The sequence below is a fragment of the Arthrobacter sp. NicSoilB4 genome, assembly GCF_019977335.1.
In the GTDB taxonomy this organism is placed as follows: domain Bacteria; phylum Actinomycetota; class Actinomycetes; order Actinomycetales; family Micrococcaceae; genus Arthrobacter.
On record NZ_AP024653.1, the window covers coordinates 3,873,319 to 3,890,888 of the forward strand.

17 protein-coding genes are annotated in these 17,570 nt (G+C 68.5%); 4 read left to right on the forward strand and 13 right to left on the reverse strand.

The genetic code is table 11. The annotated features are described in order from the left end of the window. The first annotated feature begins 157 nt into the window (after nucleotides 1–157). The gene (locus tag LDO13_RS17780; RefSeq protein WP_224047979.1) at nucleotides 158–397 is read left to right on the forward strand and encodes a hypothetical protein; all 240 of its coding nucleotides are present in this window, start codon (nucleotides 158–160) and stop codon (nucleotides 395–397) included. A gap of 6 nt (nucleotides 398–403) precedes the next feature. Here the strand turns inward: LDO13_RS17780 and LDO13_RS17785 are convergent, their stop codons facing one another. The 12 genes from LDO13_RS17785 to LDO13_RS17840 all read right to left on the reverse strand — a co-directional run bounded on the left by LDO13_RS17785 (nucleotide 404) and on the right by LDO13_RS17840 (nucleotide 12,053). Continuing rightward, nucleotides 404–1,219, reverse strand: coding sequence for an IclR family transcriptional regulator C-terminal domain-containing protein (locus LDO13_RS17785; protein WP_224047980.1), 816 nt, complete (start codon nucleotides 1,217–1,219; stop codon nucleotides 404–406). A gap of 47 nt (nucleotides 1,220–1,266) precedes the next feature. Beyond that, nucleotides 1,267–1,947: a 3-oxoacid CoA-transferase subunit B gene (locus LDO13_RS17790; protein ID WP_224047981.1), complete on the reverse strand. Its 681-nt coding sequence runs from the start codon at nucleotides 1,945–1,947 to the stop codon at nucleotides 1,267–1,269. A gap of 1 nt (nucleotide 1,948) precedes the next feature. Beyond that, nucleotides 1,949–2,608 (reverse strand): 3-oxoacid CoA-transferase subunit A, encoded by a 660-nt coding sequence (locus LDO13_RS17795; RefSeq protein WP_224047982.1) that lies wholly within the window; start codon nucleotides 2,606–2,608, stop codon nucleotides 1,949–1,951. Between the two features lie 3 nt (nucleotides 2,609–2,611). Beyond that, complete coding sequence (locus LDO13_RS17800; protein ID WP_224047983.1) at nucleotides 2,612–3,844, reverse strand: thiolase family protein; 1,233 nt, start codon at nucleotides 3,842–3,844, stop codon at nucleotides 2,612–2,614. Then, nucleotides 3,841–4,296: a 4-carboxymuconolactone decarboxylase gene (gene pcaC, locus LDO13_RS17805; RefSeq protein WP_224047984.1), complete on the reverse strand. Its 456-nt coding sequence runs from the start codon at nucleotides 4,294–4,296 to the stop codon at nucleotides 3,841–3,843. Before pcaC ends, LDO13_RS17800 begins: the two co-directional genes overlap by 4 nt. Beyond that, the gene (locus tag LDO13_RS17810; RefSeq protein ID WP_224047985.1) at nucleotides 4,293–5,111 is read right to left on the reverse strand and encodes an alpha/beta fold hydrolase; all 819 of its coding nucleotides are present in this window, start codon (nucleotides 5,109–5,111) and stop codon (nucleotides 4,293–4,295) included. The genes pcaC and LDO13_RS17810 overlap by 4 nt, the downstream gene beginning before the upstream one ends. Beyond that, nucleotides 5,104–6,630 (reverse strand): lyase family protein, encoded by a 1,527-nt coding sequence (locus tag LDO13_RS17815; RefSeq protein ID WP_224049835.1) that lies wholly within the window; start codon nucleotides 6,628–6,630, stop codon nucleotides 5,104–5,106. Before LDO13_RS17815 ends, LDO13_RS17810 begins: the two co-directional genes overlap by 8 nt. Nucleotides 6,631–6,689: 59 nt before the next feature. Beyond that, entirely contained in the window at nucleotides 6,690–7,256 is a 567-nt protein-coding gene (gene pcaG / locus LDO13_RS17820) for a protocatechuate 3,4-dioxygenase subunit alpha (RefSeq protein ID WP_224047986.1), read from the reverse strand. Next, entirely contained in the window at nucleotides 7,249–8,091 is an 843-nt protein-coding gene (gene pcaH, locus LDO13_RS17825) for a protocatechuate 3,4-dioxygenase subunit beta (protein ID WP_224049836.1), read from the reverse strand. Before pcaH ends, pcaG begins: the two co-directional genes overlap by 8 nt. A 102-nt stretch (nucleotides 8,092–8,193) precedes the next feature. Continuing rightward, complete coding sequence (locus tag LDO13_RS17830; protein WP_224047987.1) at nucleotides 8,194–10,155, reverse strand: sugar phosphate isomerase/epimerase and 4-hydroxyphenylpyruvate domain-containing protein; 1,962 nt, start codon at nucleotides 10,153–10,155, stop codon at nucleotides 8,194–8,196. After that, the gene (locus tag LDO13_RS17835) at nucleotides 10,155–11,036 is read right to left on the reverse strand and encodes a shikimate dehydrogenase (RefSeq protein WP_224047988.1); all 882 of its coding nucleotides are present in this window, start codon (nucleotides 11,034–11,036) and stop codon (nucleotides 10,155–10,157) included. Before LDO13_RS17835 ends, LDO13_RS17830 begins: the two co-directional genes overlap by 1 nt. A 150-nt stretch (nucleotides 11,037–11,186) precedes the next feature. Beyond that, complete coding sequence (locus LDO13_RS17840; RefSeq protein WP_224047989.1) at nucleotides 11,187–12,053, reverse strand: IclR family transcriptional regulator; 867 nt, start codon at nucleotides 12,051–12,053, stop codon at nucleotides 11,187–11,189. Between the two features lie 225 nt (nucleotides 12,054–12,278). Here LDO13_RS17840 and LDO13_RS17845 point away from each other — a divergent pair, with 225 nt between their 5' ends. After that, the gene (locus tag LDO13_RS17845) at nucleotides 12,279–13,598 is read left to right on the forward strand and encodes an MFS transporter (protein WP_224047990.1); all 1,320 of its coding nucleotides are present in this window, start codon (nucleotides 12,279–12,281) and stop codon (nucleotides 13,596–13,598) included. A gap of 77 nt (nucleotides 13,599–13,675) precedes the next feature. Here the strand turns inward: LDO13_RS17845 and LDO13_RS17850 are convergent, their stop codons facing one another. Beyond that, nucleotides 13,676–14,752, reverse strand: a complete 1,077-nt coding sequence (locus LDO13_RS17850; protein ID WP_224047991.1) for an ATP-dependent DNA ligase — start codon at nucleotides 14,750–14,752, stop codon at nucleotides 13,676–13,678. A 106-nt stretch (nucleotides 14,753–14,858) separates the two neighbouring features. On the opposite strand from LDO13_RS17850, the gene LDO13_RS17855 reads away from it, so the two are divergent. Together LDO13_RS17855 and LDO13_RS17860 are read left to right on the forward strand one after the other, a co-directional pair. Continuing rightward, nucleotides 14,859–15,854: a TIGR03885 family FMN-dependent LLM class oxidoreductase gene (locus LDO13_RS17855; protein WP_224047992.1), complete on the forward strand. Its 996-nt coding sequence runs from the start codon at nucleotides 14,859–14,861 to the stop codon at nucleotides 15,852–15,854. Next, on the forward strand, nucleotides 15,851–17,545 hold the full coding sequence (locus tag LDO13_RS17860) for an alpha-amylase family protein (RefSeq protein ID WP_224047993.1): 1,695 nt from the start codon (nucleotides 15,851–15,853) through the stop codon (nucleotides 17,543–17,545). Before LDO13_RS17855 ends, LDO13_RS17860 begins: the two co-directional genes overlap by 4 nt. Nucleotides 17,546–17,570 lie beyond the last annotated feature (25 nt).

A 17,570-nucleotide genomic window follows, 5' to 3' on the forward strand; every position in this document is an offset into this window, starting at 1 on the left:
GGCGTCCTTCGAAGGCAGGGGGGCGTGGTGTGTCCCGGTTTGAAATCCTAGCGGGGTTCCGCGCTAAACACCGGCAGCCGGGGCGCGAACCGTGGACGCTTGCGCGCAGGGGTCACTAGACTGGCCATGCTCAGTACTGGGCGGGAAGCAGGAGCTCATGTCCGAACCACAGGAGAACTACTCGGCCGAGGCCGAGGCGTCCAGCATGGATCCCCACGACTGGGGCCGTGCCATGGCGCTGGCGGTCACACGGCTGGCAGAGCAGCTCGCCCCCGCGGACAGCGAGGACATCCATGCCTCGCTCGTGGGCAAGGACCTGCACCTTAAGATCCGTGACGACGCCGCGGGGGTCACCATCACGGTCTCCACATCACCGGTTCCGGGGCGCTCCACCTAGCAAGCGTCAGTGTCCGGAGGAGAGGTCGGCGGAAATGAGTCCGGCGGCGGCCACGGTTGCTGCCCGCACGGAGTCCAGATAGGCCTCCGGGTCCGGCCGGGCGGCAACGGACTGGGCCTGCATGGACACGTTGATGGCGGCGACCGTCTGGGGCCCGTCATGGACCGGCGCGGCGACGGACATTAGGCCGGGCTCAAGTTCCTGGTTGAGCAGGCACCAGCCCTGGGTCCTCACGTTGGCCAGTTCCGCAAGCAGACCCTCCTGTGTTCCGATGGCGTTCTGGGTCAGGGGCAGGATGTCAGCGCGTGTGAGGTATTCCTCCAGCTGGGCGGGCGGCAGGGCCGCCAGCAGCACCCTGCCCATCGACGTGGCGTAGGCCGGGAAGCGGGTGCCGACGGTGATGCCTACGGTCATGATCCGGCGCGTCGCCACCCGGGCAATGTAGGCGATGTCCGTACCTTCGAGCACGGCGGCCGACGTCGACTCCCCCAGCTGCAGGGACAGCTCCTCGAGGTGGGGCTGGGCAAGCTGCGGCAGGGACAGCCCGGACAAGTAGGCGTAGCCCAGCTGCAGCACCTTGGCGGTCAGGGCGAAAATCTTGCCGTCGGTGCGGACGTAGCCCAACTCCACGAGCGTGTAGAGGAACCGGCGTGCGGTGGCCCGGGTGAGGTCTGTCCGGGCCGCCACCTCGGTCAGGGTCATCTTCGGATGGTCCGTGTCGAACGCGCGGATCACCGCTAGCCCGCGCGCCAGCGACTGCACGTACTGGTCGCTGGCCACCGGCGCGCCATCGGCCCTGGCGGCCTTTGCTGCGTCAATCATCTCCACCCCTCCCGGTCCCGCATCACTCTATCCGTGCGAGCCGCCGGTCAGCTCCCCGCGGTGGCCGCGGCCTTGAGCCGTACCGGGACCATTTCCTGGAGTTCCTCGAGGGTGCAGCCGAAGGTCTCCCGCACGCTCACGCCGTCGGGACCGGTCAGGAAGACGGCCTTGTCCGTGTAAATCCGGGTCACGCAGCCGATCCCGGTCAGCGGGTAGGTGCACGTTTCGACGAGCTTGGAGACTCCCTCGCGGGTCAGGAGCGTCATCATAACAAAGACGTCCTTGGCCCCGGTGGCGAGGTCCATGGCTCCGCCGACGGCCGGGATCGCGTCCGGCGCGCCGGTGTGCCAATTGGCGAGGTCGCCGGTGGCGGAGACCTGGAAGGCCCCCAGCACGCAGATGTCCAGGTGCCCGCCGCGCATGATCGCGAAGGAGTCCGCGTGGTGGAAGTAGGAAGCCCCGGGCAGCTCGGTCACCGGAATCTTGCCGGCGTTGATGAGGTCGCCGTCGATCTGGCCTCCGGTGGCCTCGGGGCCCATGCCCAGCATGCCGTTTTCGGTGTGGAGCGTGATGTTCTGCTCCGGCTCGAGGTAGTTGGAGACCAGTGTGGGCTGGCCGATGCCGAGGTTCACATAGGAGCCTGGCTCGATGTCCCGGGCCACGAGGCGGGCCAGGTCGTCGCGGCCCAGCGGCTTGTCGGAGGTCTGGATACGGGTCTGGACGCTCATCTCAGGCCACCTTAACAATGCTGTTGACGTAGATTCCGGGGGTCACGATGTTTTCGGGGTCCAGCCCCCCGGCCTCGACGATTTCGGAGACCTGGACCACGGTGTGCCGGGCCGCGGCGGCCATGATGGGGCCGAAGTTCCGGGCCGTCTTGCGGTAGACGAGGTTGCCCTTGGCATCGGCCGTGAGCGCCTTGATGAGCGCGACGTCGGCGTGGATGGGGGTTTCGAAGACCTGCCATTTGCCGTCGAAGATGCGGGTTTCCTTGCCTTCGGCCAGCATGGTGCCGTAGCCGGTGGGGGTGAAGAAGCCGCCGATCCCGGCGCCGGCGGCGCGGATCCGCTCGGCCAGGTTGCCCTGGGGAACGAGTTCTAGTTCGATCTCGCCGGCCCGGAACTTCGTGTCGAAGTGCCAGGAGTCGGACTGCCGCGGGAACGAGCAGATCATCTTCTTCACCCGGCCCTCCTTGATCAGCAGGGCCAGGCCCTGATCACCCTGACCGGCGTTGTTATTGACCACGGTGAGGTCCTTGGCGCCGCAGTCCATCAGGGCGTCGATCAGTTCGAACGGCTGCCCGGCGTTGCCGAAACCGCCGATCATCACGGTGGAGCCGTCCTTGACGCCGGCGACGGCCTCGTTGACGCTGTCTACGAAGTTCAGCATGTCCTAGCTCTTTACTTGGTTTGCCGGCAGTGTTTTTGCCGGGGCGGCGGATGAGGTGACGTTTTCGAGGACGACGGCGAGGCCCTGGCCGACGCCGATGCAGATCGCGGCGACGCCCCAGCGCTGCCCGGAGGCCTCCAGGGACCGGGCGAGGGTGCCGAGGATCCGGGCGCCGGACGCCCCCAGCGGGTGGCCCATGGCGATCGCGCCGCCGTGCCTGTTCACGATCGACGGGTCGATGCCCCAGGCGTTGACGCAGGCCAGGGACTGCGCCGCGAACGCCTCGTTCAGTTCGACGGCGCCCACCTGGTCCCAGCCGATCCCGGCCTTCGCGAGGGCCTTGTTCGCGGCCTCCACCGGGGCGTAGCCGAAGAACTGCGGATCGTTGGCGTGCGCGCCGCGGCCCGCGACGCGGGCCAGCGGGTCCATCCCCAGGATGCCGGCGGCGTTTTCGGAGCCGAGCCACGCCGCGGACGCGCCGTCGGAGAGCGGGGAGGCGTTCCCGGCGGTGACGGTGCCGTTCCCGGTCCGGAACACGGTCGCCAGACCGGCGAGCTTCTCCGCCGAGGACCCGGGACGGATGCCCTCGTCGCGGACCAGGTCCGTGCCAGGGACCGGGGCGACGAGCCGGTCGTAGAAACCCTCGTCCCACGCCGCGGCGGCCAGGTTGTGGGAGTTCGCGGAGAACTCGTCCTGCGCCTGCCGGGTGATCCCGTATTTCTCCGCCAGCCGTTCGGTGGCCTCGCCCAGGGACACGGTCCAGTCCGGGCGCATGGCCTTGTTCACCAGCCGCCACCCCAGCGTGGTGGAAACCAGGGCCATGTCACCGGCCGGGTAGGGCTTCTCCGTCTTGGGCAGCACCCAGGGGGCGCGGGACATCGATTCGGCCCCGCCGACCAGCATCAGGTCCGCGTCGCCGGTGTTGACCTGGCGGGAGGCGATGATCGCCGCATCCAGCGAGGACCCGCAGAGCCGGTTGACCGTGGTCCCCGGGATGGACACGGGAAGCCCCGCGAGCAGCGTGCCCATCCGGGCGATGTTGCGGTTTTCCTCGCCGGCGCCGTTGGCGTTGCCGAACACCACCTCGTCGATGCGTCCGGCGTCGAGGCCCGGGGCCCGCCGGACCATCTCACCGATCACGTGGGCTGCGAGGTCGTCCGGGCGGACACCGGCAAGCCCGCCGCCAAACTTGCCAAACGGAGTCCTCACGGCGTCGTAAAGATAAGCCTGGTTCATGCTGTCGGGTCCATTTCTGTGTTGTCCATGGAATGGAACACCTCCTGCGCGGTCTTGAATGCCGTATTGGCGGAGGGGACCCCGCAGTAGATGGCGGTCTGCAGCAGGATTTCCTTGATGTCGTCCCGGCTCAGGCCGTTGGTGATGGCGGCGCGGAGATGCATCGCCAGCTCTTCCCAGTGCCCGTGGGCCACCATGGCGGTGATGGTGACCGCTGAGCGCATCTGGCGGCTCAGTCCCGGCCGGGTCCAGATGCCGCCCCAGGCGATCCGGGTGATCATGTCCTGGAAGTCCTCGGTGAAGGAATCCTTGTTCGCGTTGGCACGGTCCACGTGCGCGGCGCCGAGGACCTCGCGGCGGACCGCCATGCCGCCGTCGTAGATTTCCTGGCTGGTGGCGTCCGGCTGGACAACGCCGTGCCGCGCCGCGCCGCTGGGATCTGCGCCGCTCACTTTGCTGCTCCGGCGGATTCGGCCCAGTTGATGAGGCTCCGCATCAGCTCGGCGACGTGGCCGGGCGCCTCGAACGGTGCCAGATGTGCCACGCCCTCGAGGGTGGCGGCACTGGCGGTGCCGCCGCCGGCGGTGATTCCTTCGACGATCTCCGCGGCCAGCGACGGCGGTGCCACGCCGTCCTTGGCACCCGCGATAGCCTGCGTGGGGACGCTGATGCTGCCGAGTTCGTCCCGGATGTCGTAGGCGGCAAGGGCTTCGCAGCAGAAGGCGTAGCTGAAGCGGTCGGCGTCGCGCAGGCTGTGCAGCAGCCGGCTGCTGAGCTCCGGCTGGTGCTCCATGAAGCCGGACGCGAACCAGCGCTGCGCAGAGCCCTGGATCATCACCGGGGTTCCCTGGATGCGCACGGTTTCGGCGCGTTCCAGCCAGCCCTCCGGAGTGCCCAGCCTGGCGCCGGTGCACTGCACGGACAGGCTCTTGAGGCGTTCGCCATGCTTGATGCCCAACTGCAGCCCGGCGGCGCCGCCGAGGGAGACCCCGGCGTAGTGGAACCGCGCGCCGGGGGCAATGGAATCGACCAGCTCGACGACGGCGTCGGCGAGCTCGGAGACGGTGAAGGTCTCCGTGGCGGCCGGTGAGATGCCGTGGCCCGGCAGGTCCCAGGCGACGACGTCGACGTCGTCCCCGAGCAGGGCGCCGGCCTGGGTCCACAGCAGCGTGGACGTCCCCAGGGACGGGCCCACCACCAGGAGGGGTTTGTCCCCCAGCGGACGCTGGGGCGACAGCAGTACTGCCTTGACTGTGGGTCTAGCCACGGGGGGCTCCATTCAGCTCGGGGGTCGGTGATAGCTCGGGGGTCGGTGATAGCTCGGGGATTCCGGCGCCTGTGTCGGTGACGCTGGCGCTGTACTCCGGGTAGGCCGCCAGGATGCGGCGGGAGATCTCGGCGGCCTGGCCGAGGTAGCGGGCCGGATCGAGGAGCTCCTCGATCCGGGCATCGGAGAGCAGTTCCATCGGGACGGCGGCGCGAAGCAGCCGCCGGTAGGTGGCGGCCTGGTCCGCGGCCGGGACCAGGAGCGTCTGGTCGACGACGGACTGCAGCCGCTGCTTGCCGTCCGCGGCGGCTTGTCCGGCAGCCGGTCCGGCTTGTCCGGCGGCCGGTACAGCCAGGAGCGGTGCGACGGCGGCCGTGACGGCTTCGCTGAGCAGCAGCGGTCCGGAGAGCTCCAGGTTGCGCCGCATGGCGTCGGGAAAGACCTGCAGGCCTTCGGTAATTTCCCGGAGCTGCACGGCGGCGCCGAGGCTGAGCCGGAGGAGCTGGCGGAGCGCCGGCCATTCGCCGTGCCAGGCGCCGTCGGGGCGTTCATCGTTGAAGTTGGCGGCGGCCAGGTGCAGCTGGGCGGCCTGGCCGGGTGCCTGCAGGGCTGCGCTGCGGACCAGCACGGACAGCACCGGATTCTGCTTCTGCGGCATGGCCGAGGACCCTCCCCGGCCCGCGGCACGGGGTTCGGCGAGCTCGGCCACCTCCGGGCGGCTCAGGAAGAGGACGTCGGAGGCGATCTTGCCGGCCGCGTCGGTCACGGCGGCCAGGGCGTCGCCGAGGGAGGTCACCGGCAGCCGGTTCGTGTGCCACGGCGCCGGGACGGCGGCGAGTCCGAGCTCGGCGGCCAGCCGGTCGGAGAGCTCGAACGGACTGACACCCGAGCCTGCCGCCAGCACCGTGCCGGCCGCGAGGGTTCCCGCCGCACCCCCGGTCTGCACCGGGAACTCGAGGGCCTCGAGCCGGCGGGCCGCCGCGGCGAGGCCGTGGAACCATTGGGCGGCCTTGAGTCCGAAGCTGAACGGCAGGGAGTGCTGGGTGAGGCTGCGTCCCACGCAGAGCGTGTCCGCATGCTGTTCCGCGAGGCCGGCCAGCGCCGCCGTCGTTGCCTTCAGTTCGGTGAGCAGCCCGCTGACGGCGTCCCTGGCCAGCAGGATCAGGGCTGAATCGAGCACGTCCTGGCTGGTCAGCGAGGTGTGCACGGCCTTCGACGCGCCGATCCCCGCAGTGTCGAGCGCCTCGACCTGCCGGCGGAGGTCCGACAGCAGCGGGATCACCGGATTGGCGCCGTCCTGGGCGCGCACGGCAATGCCGGCGACGTCGTAGCGGCCCACTTCGGCGGCCGCGGCGACCACCGCCGCGGACCCGGCGGGAGCCAGGGACGCGCCCTCGAGGACCGCGGCCCAGCCGGCCTCCACCCGGAGGATGGCGGCCAGGACGGCCCGGTCCCCGGTCAGCGCCGCCACGCGGGGCGACGCCGAGACAGGACTCAGCAGGCCAAGGTCACCGTCCAGGCCAAGGTCACCCTTGCCCCCGGCATCGCCAGCAGCGGCTCCACTAGTTTCACGAGGGGTCACTTCGAGGCGCCCTCGAAGTCAAGGAACACGGTTTCGCCCTCGCCCTGGAGCCTGACGTCCCAGGTCAGGCCGCCGTCGGGGTCGCGGCGTGCGATCAGGGTCCTGCGGCGTTCCGGGTCCAGCGAGGACAGCAGCGGATCGGCGGCCAGCGCCGCCTCGTTCTCGGGCAGGTAGATCCGGGTGAAGAGCCGGTTCATCAGGCCGCGGGCGAAGACCGCCACGGCGATGAACGGTGCCGCGCCGTCTTCGGTGGGGCCCGGGTTCACCGTGGTGAAGGTGAACACGCCGGTGTTGCCGACCGCGCTGCGGCCGAAGCCCGTGAAGGTGTAGCCGTCGCGGACCAGCGAGCCGGTGCGGTGCGGGACTTTGCCCTCGGCGTCGGCCTGCCAGATCTCCAGGATCGCGTCCGGGATGGGGTGCCCGGCGCCGTCGTACACGGTGCCCTGCAGCCGGATGGAACCCGGGGAGCCGGGGGCCAGCAGCTCGCGGTCCTTGGTGTAGGGAAGCGCATAGCCGTAGAAGGGGCCCACGGTCTGGCCGGGGGTCGGGGTGAGTTTACTCATCGTCGTCTCCTTCTGCGCCCAGGGCCTCGTTCTCGGTCCAAGTCCGCTTGGACCCGGTCAGGACGATGTCCCAGTTGTAGGCGAGGGCCCACTCGGGCCTGGTCTGCTCGTGGTTGTAGGTGGCGACGAGCCGGTCGCGGGCGTCCTGGTCCACGATCGACTGGTAGATCGGGTCCAGCGGGAAGAGTTGGTCGCCGGGGAAGTACATCTGGGTGACGATCCGCTGGGTGAATTCCTGGCCGAACAGGGAGAAGTGGATGTGGGCCGGGCGCCAGGCGTTGAGGTGGTTCTTCCACGGGTAGGCGCCGGGTTTGATGGTGGTGAAGCTGTACGAGCCGTCGGCGCCAGTGATGCAGCGGCCGACGCCGGTGAAGTTGGGGTCCAGCGGTGCGGGGTGCTGGTCGCGCTTATGGATGTAGCGGCCGGCGGAGTTCGCCTGCCAGATTTCCACGAGCTGGCCGGCGACGGGGCGGCCGTCGCCGTCGAGGACGCGGCCGGAGACGACGATGCGTTCGCCCAGCGGTTCGCCGTTGTGCGCGATGGTGAGGTCGGCTTCCAGAGCGTGCACGTCCATGTGCCCGAATGCGGGAGAGTGCAGCTCGATGGTTTCCGGGTCCGCGTGGTGCAGGTTCTTGGTGGGGTGGCGCAGGACGCTGCTGCGGTAAGGGGCGTAGTCCAGCCGTGGCTGGATCTCGGCCGGGGCGCCGTTCCCGAGGGCCTGGGCGTAGGCATCGCCGAGGGCCTTCATCTCGGCGCTGAGGTCCGACTGGGACTCTGCGGCTGCATCGAGGGGCGCATACGTTTTCGGTGCGGCCTCCGTGGCTTCGTCGGACACGTCCTCGGTGAGCGGATCCGCGTTGTAGGTCTCGAGGTTCACTTCTTCAGGCACAGCAGCCTCCTTTCGTTGGGTGTTGGTGTTGCCGGGTCGGTCAGGGAGTCAGGGGGTGGGGTTCAGCTGGTGCAGGTGGTCGTACTGGACGGCGTGCCGCACCGGGGCGTTGGGCGCCCCGTAGCCGTCGTACGCCCCGCGGCGCTCGACCATTTCGAAGAACACGCTGCCCACGGTGGCGGTATAGAAGTGCAGGAACTCGCCGTCGGCGTCGCGGTCGTAGAGGAGGTTGAGCTCCCGGAGAGTCGCCAGGAAGGCCGGGTCCAGGCCGAACCGGGCGTCGAGGTCCTCGTAGTAGTTCGCCGGGATCTGGAGGAAATCAAGGCCCCGTGCCTTCGCGGCGCGGGCCGTCGCCACGAGGTCATCCACCGCGAAGGCGATGTGTTCCTGGTAGGTGCGGCGCTGGCTGCTTTCCACAAGGCCCGTGCCTGCGGGCGCGTCCGGGAACGTGCCTTCGCGCTGGACCAGCGGGGCCAGGTTCAGCACAAGGCGGACACCGCGGTCACGGGTGGCCATCACCTGGGACCGGACCAGGCCGGTAGGGCTGGCGACTTCCGCATACGGCTGGGGTTCCAGGGCAAGGGCGCTGGTGTAGAAGAGCACGGCTTCGTCGAAGTGCTGCCAGGGCTGGGCGAGGTTGACATGGTCGATCACTGCGCTCTGCACCCCTGCCCGGCCGGCGGCGGCGTCGAGTCCTTCGCCGAATTCGCGGGTCCACACGGCGGTGCCGTCGGGGCTGCCCTGGCACAGGAAGATCTCGGTGGAATCCGGTGCAGCGAAGCCCTGGAAGATTTCCTCGTCGGCCTGGCTCTTGCGCGGCACGGCCGGCGCCTTGAGCTGCTGGGCCCGGGCCGCGGCAACCACGGGGGAATCGACGTCGAAGCCGAGGGCGGAAATCGCGGGAGCCGTCGCGGCCCCGGAGTTGCGGGACTCCCGGGCGGAGTCCTCGTTGATGATCACGCGGGCGTGGCCCATGGTCCACAATTGCACGTTCTTGGTCCGGTGGCGCCCGTTGAACGAGAAGCCCAGCTGGCCCAGGAGTGTTTCCACGCCTGCGGTGTCCGCGGCCCCGACCTCGGCGAAGTTGAAGCCGGCGGGCTCCGCCACCTGCGGAAGCGTGGCCAGCTCCATCGGGTACCGGCGGCGGCCTGCCGCAGCACCGGAAGCGACGGTTTCCGCGGCCGGATTCGCGTCCAGCCACTTGGCGCCCTGTTCCTCGAGCCAGATCAGCGACCGCATGGCATCCACGGCGGTGCGTTCGACGTCGGACTGGCGGAAGACGTCGTTGAAGACCTCCAGTGACACCGGTCCGGTGTAGCCGGCCCGGACCACGTGGCCGAGGAACTTTGCCAGGGAAAACTCGCCCTCGCCCGGGAACACCCGGTAGTGCCGGCTCCAGGACAGCACGTCCATGGAGAGCTTCGGGGCGTCGGCCACCTGGACGAAGAAGATCTTTTCCGGGGTGAAGGCTTCGATCGGGGCGGTGTCCCAGTCGCGGGAGAGGATGTGGAACGAGTCCAGGCAGGTGCCCAGATTGGGGTGGTCCACCGCTGCGACCAGCCGGTGGGCGTGCTCGTAATCGCTGACGTACTTGCCCCAGGCCAGCGCCTCGTAGGCCACTTTGACGCCGTGGTCCTGAGCGAGGGCGGCGAGGGCGGCGAGCTGTTCGGCCCGGAGCCCGTCGTCATCGATGCTGGCGGTGGCCACGTTGGAGCAGACCAGGATGGTGTCCATGCCGAGCCGGGACATGAGCCGGAACTTGGCGTCCGCGCGGCGCAGGTTGGCGGCGAGCACGTCCGCGGGCACACTGTCGAAATCGCGGAATGGCTGGTACAGATCCAGGCTCAGGCCCAGGTCCGCGGCCATCTTCCGGACGTCCTCGGGGCTCAGCGGGGAGGTGACGAGGTCCTGTTCGAAGATTTCGATCCCGTCGAAGCCCGCGGTGGCGCAGGCCTGCATTTTCTCCCGCAGCGTGCCGGAGAGGCAGACGGTGGCGATCCCGGTGCGCATCAGGCGGCCACCTCTTCCGAGGCGACCAGTTCCAGGAAGTGGGCGCGCATCCGGTCCGCGTCGGCCTCGCGTCCGGTGAAGATCCGGAAGGCATCGGCCGCCTGGCCCACGGCCATCCGGCCGCCGTCGAGCACATCGCAGCCCTTGGCGCGGGCTTCACGGACCAGTTCGGTCTCGATCGGCCGGTACACAATGTCCGCGACCCAGTGCCGGGGTGTTACGAGGGACATGTCCAGCGGCACGCCGGGGTGGGCTGCCATGCCCACCGGGGTGCAGTGCACCAGGCCGTCGGCCAGCGGCATCAGTTGCGGGAGCTCCGCAGTCGACCGCGCAGTGACCAGCTGGTCCGGGAAGAATCCGGCAAGTTCGGCGGCGCGTGCCGCGCAGCGGGCGGGATCGGTGTCCACCAGGTCAAGTTCACGGACGCCGGCGGTCAGCAGGGCGTAGGCGACGGCGGAGCCGGCACCACCGGCACCCAGCTGCACCACGCGGTTCAGACTGGCTCCCGGCAGGCCGGAGGCGAGGGCGGCGGCGAACCCGGAGAAATCGGTGTTGTGCCCGATGAAGCGGCCATCCCTGATGGTCACCGTATTCACCGCGCCGAGCCGCCGGGCGTCGGGGGTGACCTCGTCCAGGTGTTCCAGGACCAGCTGCTTGCACGGGTGCGTGATGTTCAGCCCGTTGAAGCCCAGGCGGTAGGCACCGGTCAGGAGTTCGCCGACGCTCTGGCCGGGAAGCCCGAGTTCGGTGAGGTCGATGGGGCGGTAGAGGTACCGGAGGCCCTGCACATCGCCTTCGCGTTCGTGCATGGGGGGCGTGAGGGACGGCATTACGCCATCGCCTATCAGGCCCACGAGGAAGGACTCTGCTCGATTGCTCATCCGTATAGCTCCTTTGACAACGGCACTCGGCGGGCGGAGAGGCGCTTGGCGCCGGCGGCGGACCGGGTGTTGGGAATTACATTACCGCAATTGTTCGTATATTGCACTGTTGTTCTACTAGCGAACAAATGGATGGAGTTCACGGCACACTCACTGCTGCGGCAGCCGCGCAGAAAGCTCGGCCGCCGCCGACTGGAGCAGCGGAACCAGGGCCACAAGGGCCTCGACACTCATCCTGAAGACCGGGACAGCGGTGGCCAGCGAGGCGAAGGCGTGCCCCTGGGCGTTGAACACCGGGACGGCGACGGCCCGCATGCCCAGCTCGTTTTCCTGATCCATCACGGCGAAGCCGCGTTTGCGGACCAGCTCGATCTCGGCCCGGAAGGCCTCCCGGTCCGTGATCGAAAACTCGGTCAGCGGCTCCAGCGCAAGCCCGTCCACCAGCTGGCTGCGGGTCGCGTCATCGGCGAAGGCCACGAGCGCCTTGCCGACGGAGGTGGTGTGAAGCGCGCCCAGGTGCCCGGGGTCGCTCGTGACGCGGAACGTTTGCGGGCCGTCCACCTTGTTGACGGTGAGGTGGTGGTTTCCGTCCCGCACGGAAAGGATGGTGGCCTCCCCCGTTTCCTCCGTGACGCGCCGCAGGATCGGCAGGGCCGTGCCGGCGAATCCGTGGTGGTTGGATACGCGCTGCCCGAGCTGAAAAATGCGCAGGCCAAGGTGGTAGCGGCGCCCGTCCGGCTCGTAGTCCACGAAGCCGTCCCGGGTCAGGGATCCCAGGAGGCGGTAAGTGGTGCTGAAGGGAAGCTCGGCCCGGCGGGAGAGCTCGGCGGCACTCGCGCCCCGCGGTTCGTCACCCAGCAGGACCAGCAGGCCCAGGGCCTTGCCGACCATGTCCGTCCGGGAATCCCCCTTGGGCTCATTCTTCGAATCCCTCCCGGGAGTCGTTGTGCCCTTGGCTGCGGGGACTGGCGGGGCGTCTGCGGCTTCGGCGGCAGCTGTGTCTTGATTCACACTCATGGCTCAATGCTCTCACATGGTGAGAGCTATTTCTAGATGGTGATTATTTTTGTTGACAAGTGATCGTCCTCACAGTCATGATTGCTACATCGCACAAGTAGCTCCCACCATGTGGCTACTCGTCCGGGTCTTTCCACGAACCTTCCGCTGCCACACACTTAAAGCCTGCGGCGGCTGAGACCTTCCTGATCCATCCGCGACAATGTCGTCACACAAAGGAACACCATGAGCCAGACACTCCCGTCTACGACTCCGGGCACTGACGCCCCCGCAGGGACGCCGAAGAAGGCAGCCCTCGCCAGCTTCCTGGGCAGCGCCGTCGAGTACTACGACTTCTTTATCTTCGGATCCGCCGCCGCGCTGATCTTCCCCACGGTCTTCTTCCCCGACGCCGGCGCAAACGCGGCGATCATGTCCTTCGCGACCTTCGGCTTCGCTTACGTCGCCCGTCCGGTCGGCGCGGTCATTCTGGGCCACTTCGGTGACCGGGTGGGCCGGCGCAAGGTCCTGATGTTCACCCTCCTGCTGATGGGCGCCTCGACGTTCGCGATCGGCTGCCTGCCGGACTTCAACACCATCGGCTGGTGGGCCCCCGCCCTGCTGGTGCTGGCACGACTCTGCCAGGGCCTTTCCGCCGCCGGCGAGCAGGCCGGCGCCTCGTCCATGACACTGGAACACGCCCCGGACAACCGCCGCGCGTTCTTCACCTCCTGGACGCTCACCGGGACACAGGGCGGCCAGATTCTCGCGGCCCTCGTCTTTATCCCCGTGCTGGCCCTTCCGGACGAGATCAAGTACGGCATCGGCTGGCGCATCCCGTTCTGGCTCAGCGCCGTCGTGGTGATTGTGGCGTTCTTCATCCGCCGCACGCTGCACGAGCCGCCGGCCTTCGAGGAAGCCCAAAAGAACGCCCAGATCTCCAAGCTCCCCGTCGCGGACCTGCTCAAGCACCACTGGCGCGATGTCCTGCGCGTGGTCGCCTGCGCCTTCATCGCCGCCGTCTCGACAGTGTTCGGCACGCTCGCCATCGCCTACGCCAAGAACGTCGCCGGCGTGGATGGCACCACCACCCTCTGGCTCGTCGTCGGCGCGAACTTCCTGGCCCTCGGCACCCAGCCGCTCTTCGGCATGCTCGCGGACCGGATCGGCCGCAAGCCTGTCTTCATCTACGGCGCCGTCGCCAGCGCCATCCTGACGCCGGTGTTCCTCCTCAGCCTCGAGTCCGGCAGCGTCCCGCTGATGTTCCTGGCCGCCATCGGCTTCTTCTCCTTCGGCTACGCGGCCGCCAACTCCGTCTGGCCCTCCTTCTACGCCGAAATGTTCAGCACAAAGGTCCGCTTCTCCGGCCTGGCCATCGGCACCCAGCTCGGCTTCCTGATGGCAGGCTTCGCCCCGGCGATCGTCGCAGCCATGGGAGGCACCAAACCCGGCGGCTGGGTCCAGATCAGCATCTTCACCGCCGTCATCTGCCTGATCTCGGCTGTCTCGGCCCTGACCGCCAAGGAATCCTTCAAGATTCCCACCAAGCAGCTCGGCGCCAAATAGCCGCGTCCAGCGCTCCTGCCCGGTTGCTCTGGGCCGCACCTCCTGAAGCCCGGCGTGTCCACAGGACCGGCCGGGCTTCAGGCTTTGCGGGTAGCCAGCACCGCGCCCAGGTCGTACTTGACTGGTTCTTCGAGCTGCCCGTAGGTGCAGGAACGCGGGTCCCGGTCGGGGCGCCACCGAACAAACTGCGTCGTGTGGCGGAACCGCTCGCCTTCCATGTGGTCGTACTTCACTTCCACCACACGTTCCGGCCGGAGCGGGATGAAGGAGAGGTCCTTGCCCCCGCTCCACCGACTGCCCTGGGCATTACGCGGCGTCCGGGTCCCCTCCTCCTGCCGGGCCCAGGCCCAGGGGTGCTCCTCGAAGCTGGTCACGAGCGGCTGGAGTTCCTCGAAGAGTTCCTTGCGGCGCTGCAGCGGGAAGGCCCCCACCACACCCACGCTGGCGAGTGTGCCGCCGTCGTCATAAAGGCCAAGCAGCAGTGAACCGATCCGGTCCGGTCCGGAGGTGTGCACCCGGTACCCCGCGAGGACACAGTCCGCGGTGCGTTCGTGCTTGACCTTGAACATGGAGCGCTTGTCCGGCAGGTATTGCCCGTCCAGCGGCTTGGCCACGATCCCGTCGAGGCCGGCCCCCTCGAACTGGTGGAACCACTCCTCGGCCGTTCCCCTGTCGCGGGTCGCGGCGGTGAGGTGGATCGGCGCAGAACTCCCGGCGAGCACGCGTTCCAACTCCCCGCGCCGCTCGGCGAAGGGACGCCCGGTGAGGTCCTCGTCGTCGAGCGCCAGCAGATCGAACGCGACGAACCGCGCCGGGGTCTGTTCGGCCAGCAGCCGGACCCTGCTCGCCGCGGGATGGATCCGCTGCTGCAGCGCGTCGAAGTCGAGACGGTCGCCGGTGGCGCCGACCAGGATGATCTCGCCGTCGAGCACGCACCGTGGCGGGAGGTTGGCCTTCAGCGCCTCAACCAGTTCAGGGAAATAACGGGTCAGGGGTTTGCCATTGCGGCTGCCGATTTCCACGTCCCCGCCGTCGCGAAAGATGATGGACCGGAACCCGTCCCATTTCGGCTCGAACATCACGTCGCCCTCGGGCAGGGACGTCACGGCCTTCGCCAGCATGGGCGCGATCGGGGGCATCAGGGGCAGTTGCATAGGCCCCATTCTGGTCCCCCGCCACGCCGCCCGCCAGAGGGCGGGCAGGGGAAGACCGGCGGCCCATTTCCTCGACAACCGGCGGACACGACGGTAGACATGGACGATGGCTACCTTTGGTTTCCACGCGTCGCACGAACAAATCAGCCCCGGCCGGCTGCTGGAGGACGTTCAGCTGGCGGAGCAGGCGGGCTTCGACGCCGCCATGTGCTCGGACCACATCGAGCCCTGGTCCGCCCGGCAGGGCCATTCCGGCTTCGCCTGGTCTTGGCTGGGGGCCGCGCTTGCCACCACCAAGCTGCGCTTCGGCGTCGTGACGGCGCCGGGCCAGCGCTACCACCCGGCCATCATCGCGCACGCTTCGGCCACACTGGCGGACATGTTCCCCGGCCGGTTCTGGCTGGCGCCGGGCAGCGGCGAGTACATGAACGAACACGTCACCGGGGACGCCTGGCCGGACAAGGCAACCCGCCAGCTGCGACTCGAGGAAGCGGTGCAGATCATCCGCGAACTCCACGACGGCAAGGAGGTGACCCGGGCCGGCCTGGTCACGGTCCAGCAGGCCAGGATCTGGGATGTGCCGGAGATCAAGCCGCCGCTGATCGCGCCGGCCGTAAGTGTGGAAACGGCGCGCCGCGGAGCCGCGTGGGCGGACGGGCTGGTCACGGTGAACCAGCCGCACGCCAAGCTGAGGGATCTGCTCGCCGCCTACCGCGGCGCCGGCGGCCGGGGCAACGCCGTGCTGCAGGTCCACCTGTCCTGGGCGCCGACGGAGCGGGACGCCGTCGCGGTTGCCATGGACCAGTGGCGCAGCAACGTCTTTGCCCCGCCCATCCCCTGGGATCTCCCGACGGCGGCACACTTCGACGGCGTCAGCGCCGGCGTCGGCGAGGAGCAGGTCCGGAGCGTCGTGAACATCTCCGCGGACACCGGACAGCACGCGCAGTGGCTGGCCGAATACGCCGACCTGGGCTTCGATGAGTTGTATCTGCATTATGTCGGGCAGGAACAGGCGCCATTCATCCGGGCTTTCGCCGAACACGTCCTTCCCCAGCTCCGCGGGTCCGGGAACCCGCGGCAGGACACGGAGGTCCTGCCGTGAGAATCGCCGAGACCTCGGACCTCTGGTGGAAGAACGCCGTCATCTACTGCCTGGACCCGGAGACCTTCTTCGACGACGACGGCGACGGCACCGGAGACTTCGGCGGCCTGATCCAGCGTGTGGACTATCTTGCCGCCCTGGGCGTGACCTGCATCTGGCTGATGCCGTTCTACCCCACGCCGGACCGGGACGACGGCTACGACGTCACAGACCTGTACGGCGTGGACCGGCGGCTGGGAAACCTGGGCGACGTCGTCGAGTTCATCCGGACCGCCAAAGACCGGGGGATGCGGGTGATCGCGGACTTCGTCCTCAACCACACTTCTGACAAGCACCCCTGGTTCGTGGAGTCCCGCAAGTCGGTGGACAACCCGTTCCGCGACTACTACGTCTGGCGCAAAGACACTCCCCCGGACACCTCGGAGCAGGTGGTGTTTCCCGGTGAGGAGACGTCGATCTGGACCCAGGACAAAGCCACCGGCGAGTGGTACCTGCACATGTTCGCGAAGCACCAGCCGGACCTGAACGTGGCGAACCCGTTGGTGCGGGACGAGATCGCCAAGTCCATGGGGTTCTGGCTGCAGCTGGGACTGGACGGATTCCGGCTCGACGCGGTCCCGTTCTTCCTGGAGCTGCAGGGCACGTCCGTGGAAGACGCGGCCAAAGTCGATCCGCACGACTACCTCAGCGCACTCCGGAGCTTCCTGAACCGCCGCAACGGCAGCGGCCTGCTGCTGGGCGAGGTCAACGTCCCGTACAAAGAGCAGCTGAAGTACTTCGGCGGGGCGGAAGGAAACGAACTCAACATGCAGTTCGACTTCCTGTCCATGCAGAACCTGTATTTGTCCCTGGCCCGCGAAGATGCCCGGCCGCTGGCCAAGTCGCTCGGCTCCCGCCCCAAGATCCACCCGGACAACCAGTGGGCCATGTTTGTCCGCAACCACGACGAATTGACCCTGGACAAACTCAGCGATGCCGAGCGCGAGGAGGTTTTTGCCGCCTTCGGACCGGACGAGGACATGCAGATGTACGGCCGGGGCCTGCGCCGCCGGCTGCCCACCATGCTTAACGGCGACCCCGCACGGATCCGGATGGTCTACTCGCTGATGTTCGCGCTGCCCGGAACCCCCGTGCTGTTCTATGGCGAGGAGATCGGCATGGGCGAGGACCTCTCGGCGAAGGGGCGCTCGGCCGTGCGGTCCCCCATGCAGTGGAACGACACCGAGAACGGCGGGTTTTCCACGGCTCCGGCGAAGGACCTGGTGGCACAGGTCGTGGACGGCTACTTCGGGCCGAAGAACATCAACGCGGCCGCGGCGAAGAGGGATCCGGAGTCGCTGTGGAACTTCATGGCCACCCTGATCCAGCGCTACCGGGAGAGTCCCGAACTGGGATGGGGCGACTTCGAACTCATCAAGCACCCTGCCTCGAAGGTGCTCCTGCACAAGTGCTCCTGGGCCGGCTCCACGGTGGTCCTGGCCCACAATTTCGGGGCGGAGCCGGCCTCGGTGTCGGCGAGCCTGGCCGCGGCCGGGAATCCGGAGGCCGGGTTCGAGGGCGCTTACCTGCGGGACCTGCTGGCCGGTGAGGATATTGAACTGGCGGACGACGGCGGTTTCAAGCTGGAGCTGGGCCGCTACGGCCACCGCTGGTTCCGGGTCCAGCGGCCGGGTGAGCGCCACATCCCGTGAGACTCCCAGCCCTGACGTAAGAGTT

What these genes read in the sequence shown, in the direction of transcription:
- LDO13_RS17845 (WP_224047990.1), top strand. Translation starts at nt 12,279, where the DNA reads ATGAGCCAGACACTCCCGTCTACGACTCCGGGCACTGACGCCCCCGCA.
- LDO13_RS17855 (WP_224047992.1), top strand. Translation starts at nt 14,859, where the DNA reads ATGGCTACCTTTGGTTTCCACGCGTCGCACGAACAAATCAGCCCCGGC.
- pcaG (WP_224047986.1), bottom strand. Translation starts at nt 7,256, where the DNA reads ATGAGTAAACTCACCCCGACCCCCGGCCAGACCGTGGGCCCCTTCTAC.
- LDO13_RS17835 (WP_224047988.1), bottom strand. Translation starts at nt 11,036, where the DNA reads ATGAGCAATCGAGCAGAGTCCTTCCTCGTGGGCCTGATAGGCGATGGC.
- LDO13_RS17800 (WP_224047983.1), bottom strand. Translation starts at nt 3,844, where the DNA reads ATGAACCAGGCTTATCTTTACGACGCCGTGAGGACTCCGTTTGGCAAG.
- LDO13_RS17850 (WP_224047991.1), bottom strand. Translation starts at nt 14,752, where the DNA reads ATGCAACTGCCCCTGATGCCCCCGATCGCGCCCATGCTGGCGAAGGCC.
- LDO13_RS17840 (WP_224047989.1), bottom strand. Translation starts at nt 12,053, where the DNA reads ATGAGTGTGAATCAAGACACAGCTGCCGCCGAAGCCGCAGACGCCCCG.
- LDO13_RS17790 (WP_224047981.1), bottom strand. Translation starts at nt 1,947, where the DNA reads ATGAGCGTCCAGACCCGTATCCAGACCTCCGACAAGCCGCTGGGCCGC.
- LDO13_RS17780 (WP_224047979.1), top strand. Translation starts at nt 158, where the DNA reads ATGTCCGAACCACAGGAGAACTACTCGGCCGAGGCCGAGGCGTCCAGC.
- LDO13_RS17795 (WP_224047982.1), bottom strand. Translation starts at nt 2,608, where the DNA reads ATGCTGAACTTCGTAGACAGCGTCAACGAGGCCGTCGCCGGCGTCAAG.
- LDO13_RS17830 (WP_224047987.1), bottom strand. Translation starts at nt 10,155, where the DNA reads ATGCGCACCGGGATCGCCACCGTCTGCCTCTCCGGCACGCTGCGGGAG.
- LDO13_RS17785 (WP_224047980.1), bottom strand. Translation starts at nt 1,219, where the DNA reads ATGATTGACGCAGCAAAGGCCGCCAGGGCCGATGGCGCGCCGGTGGCC.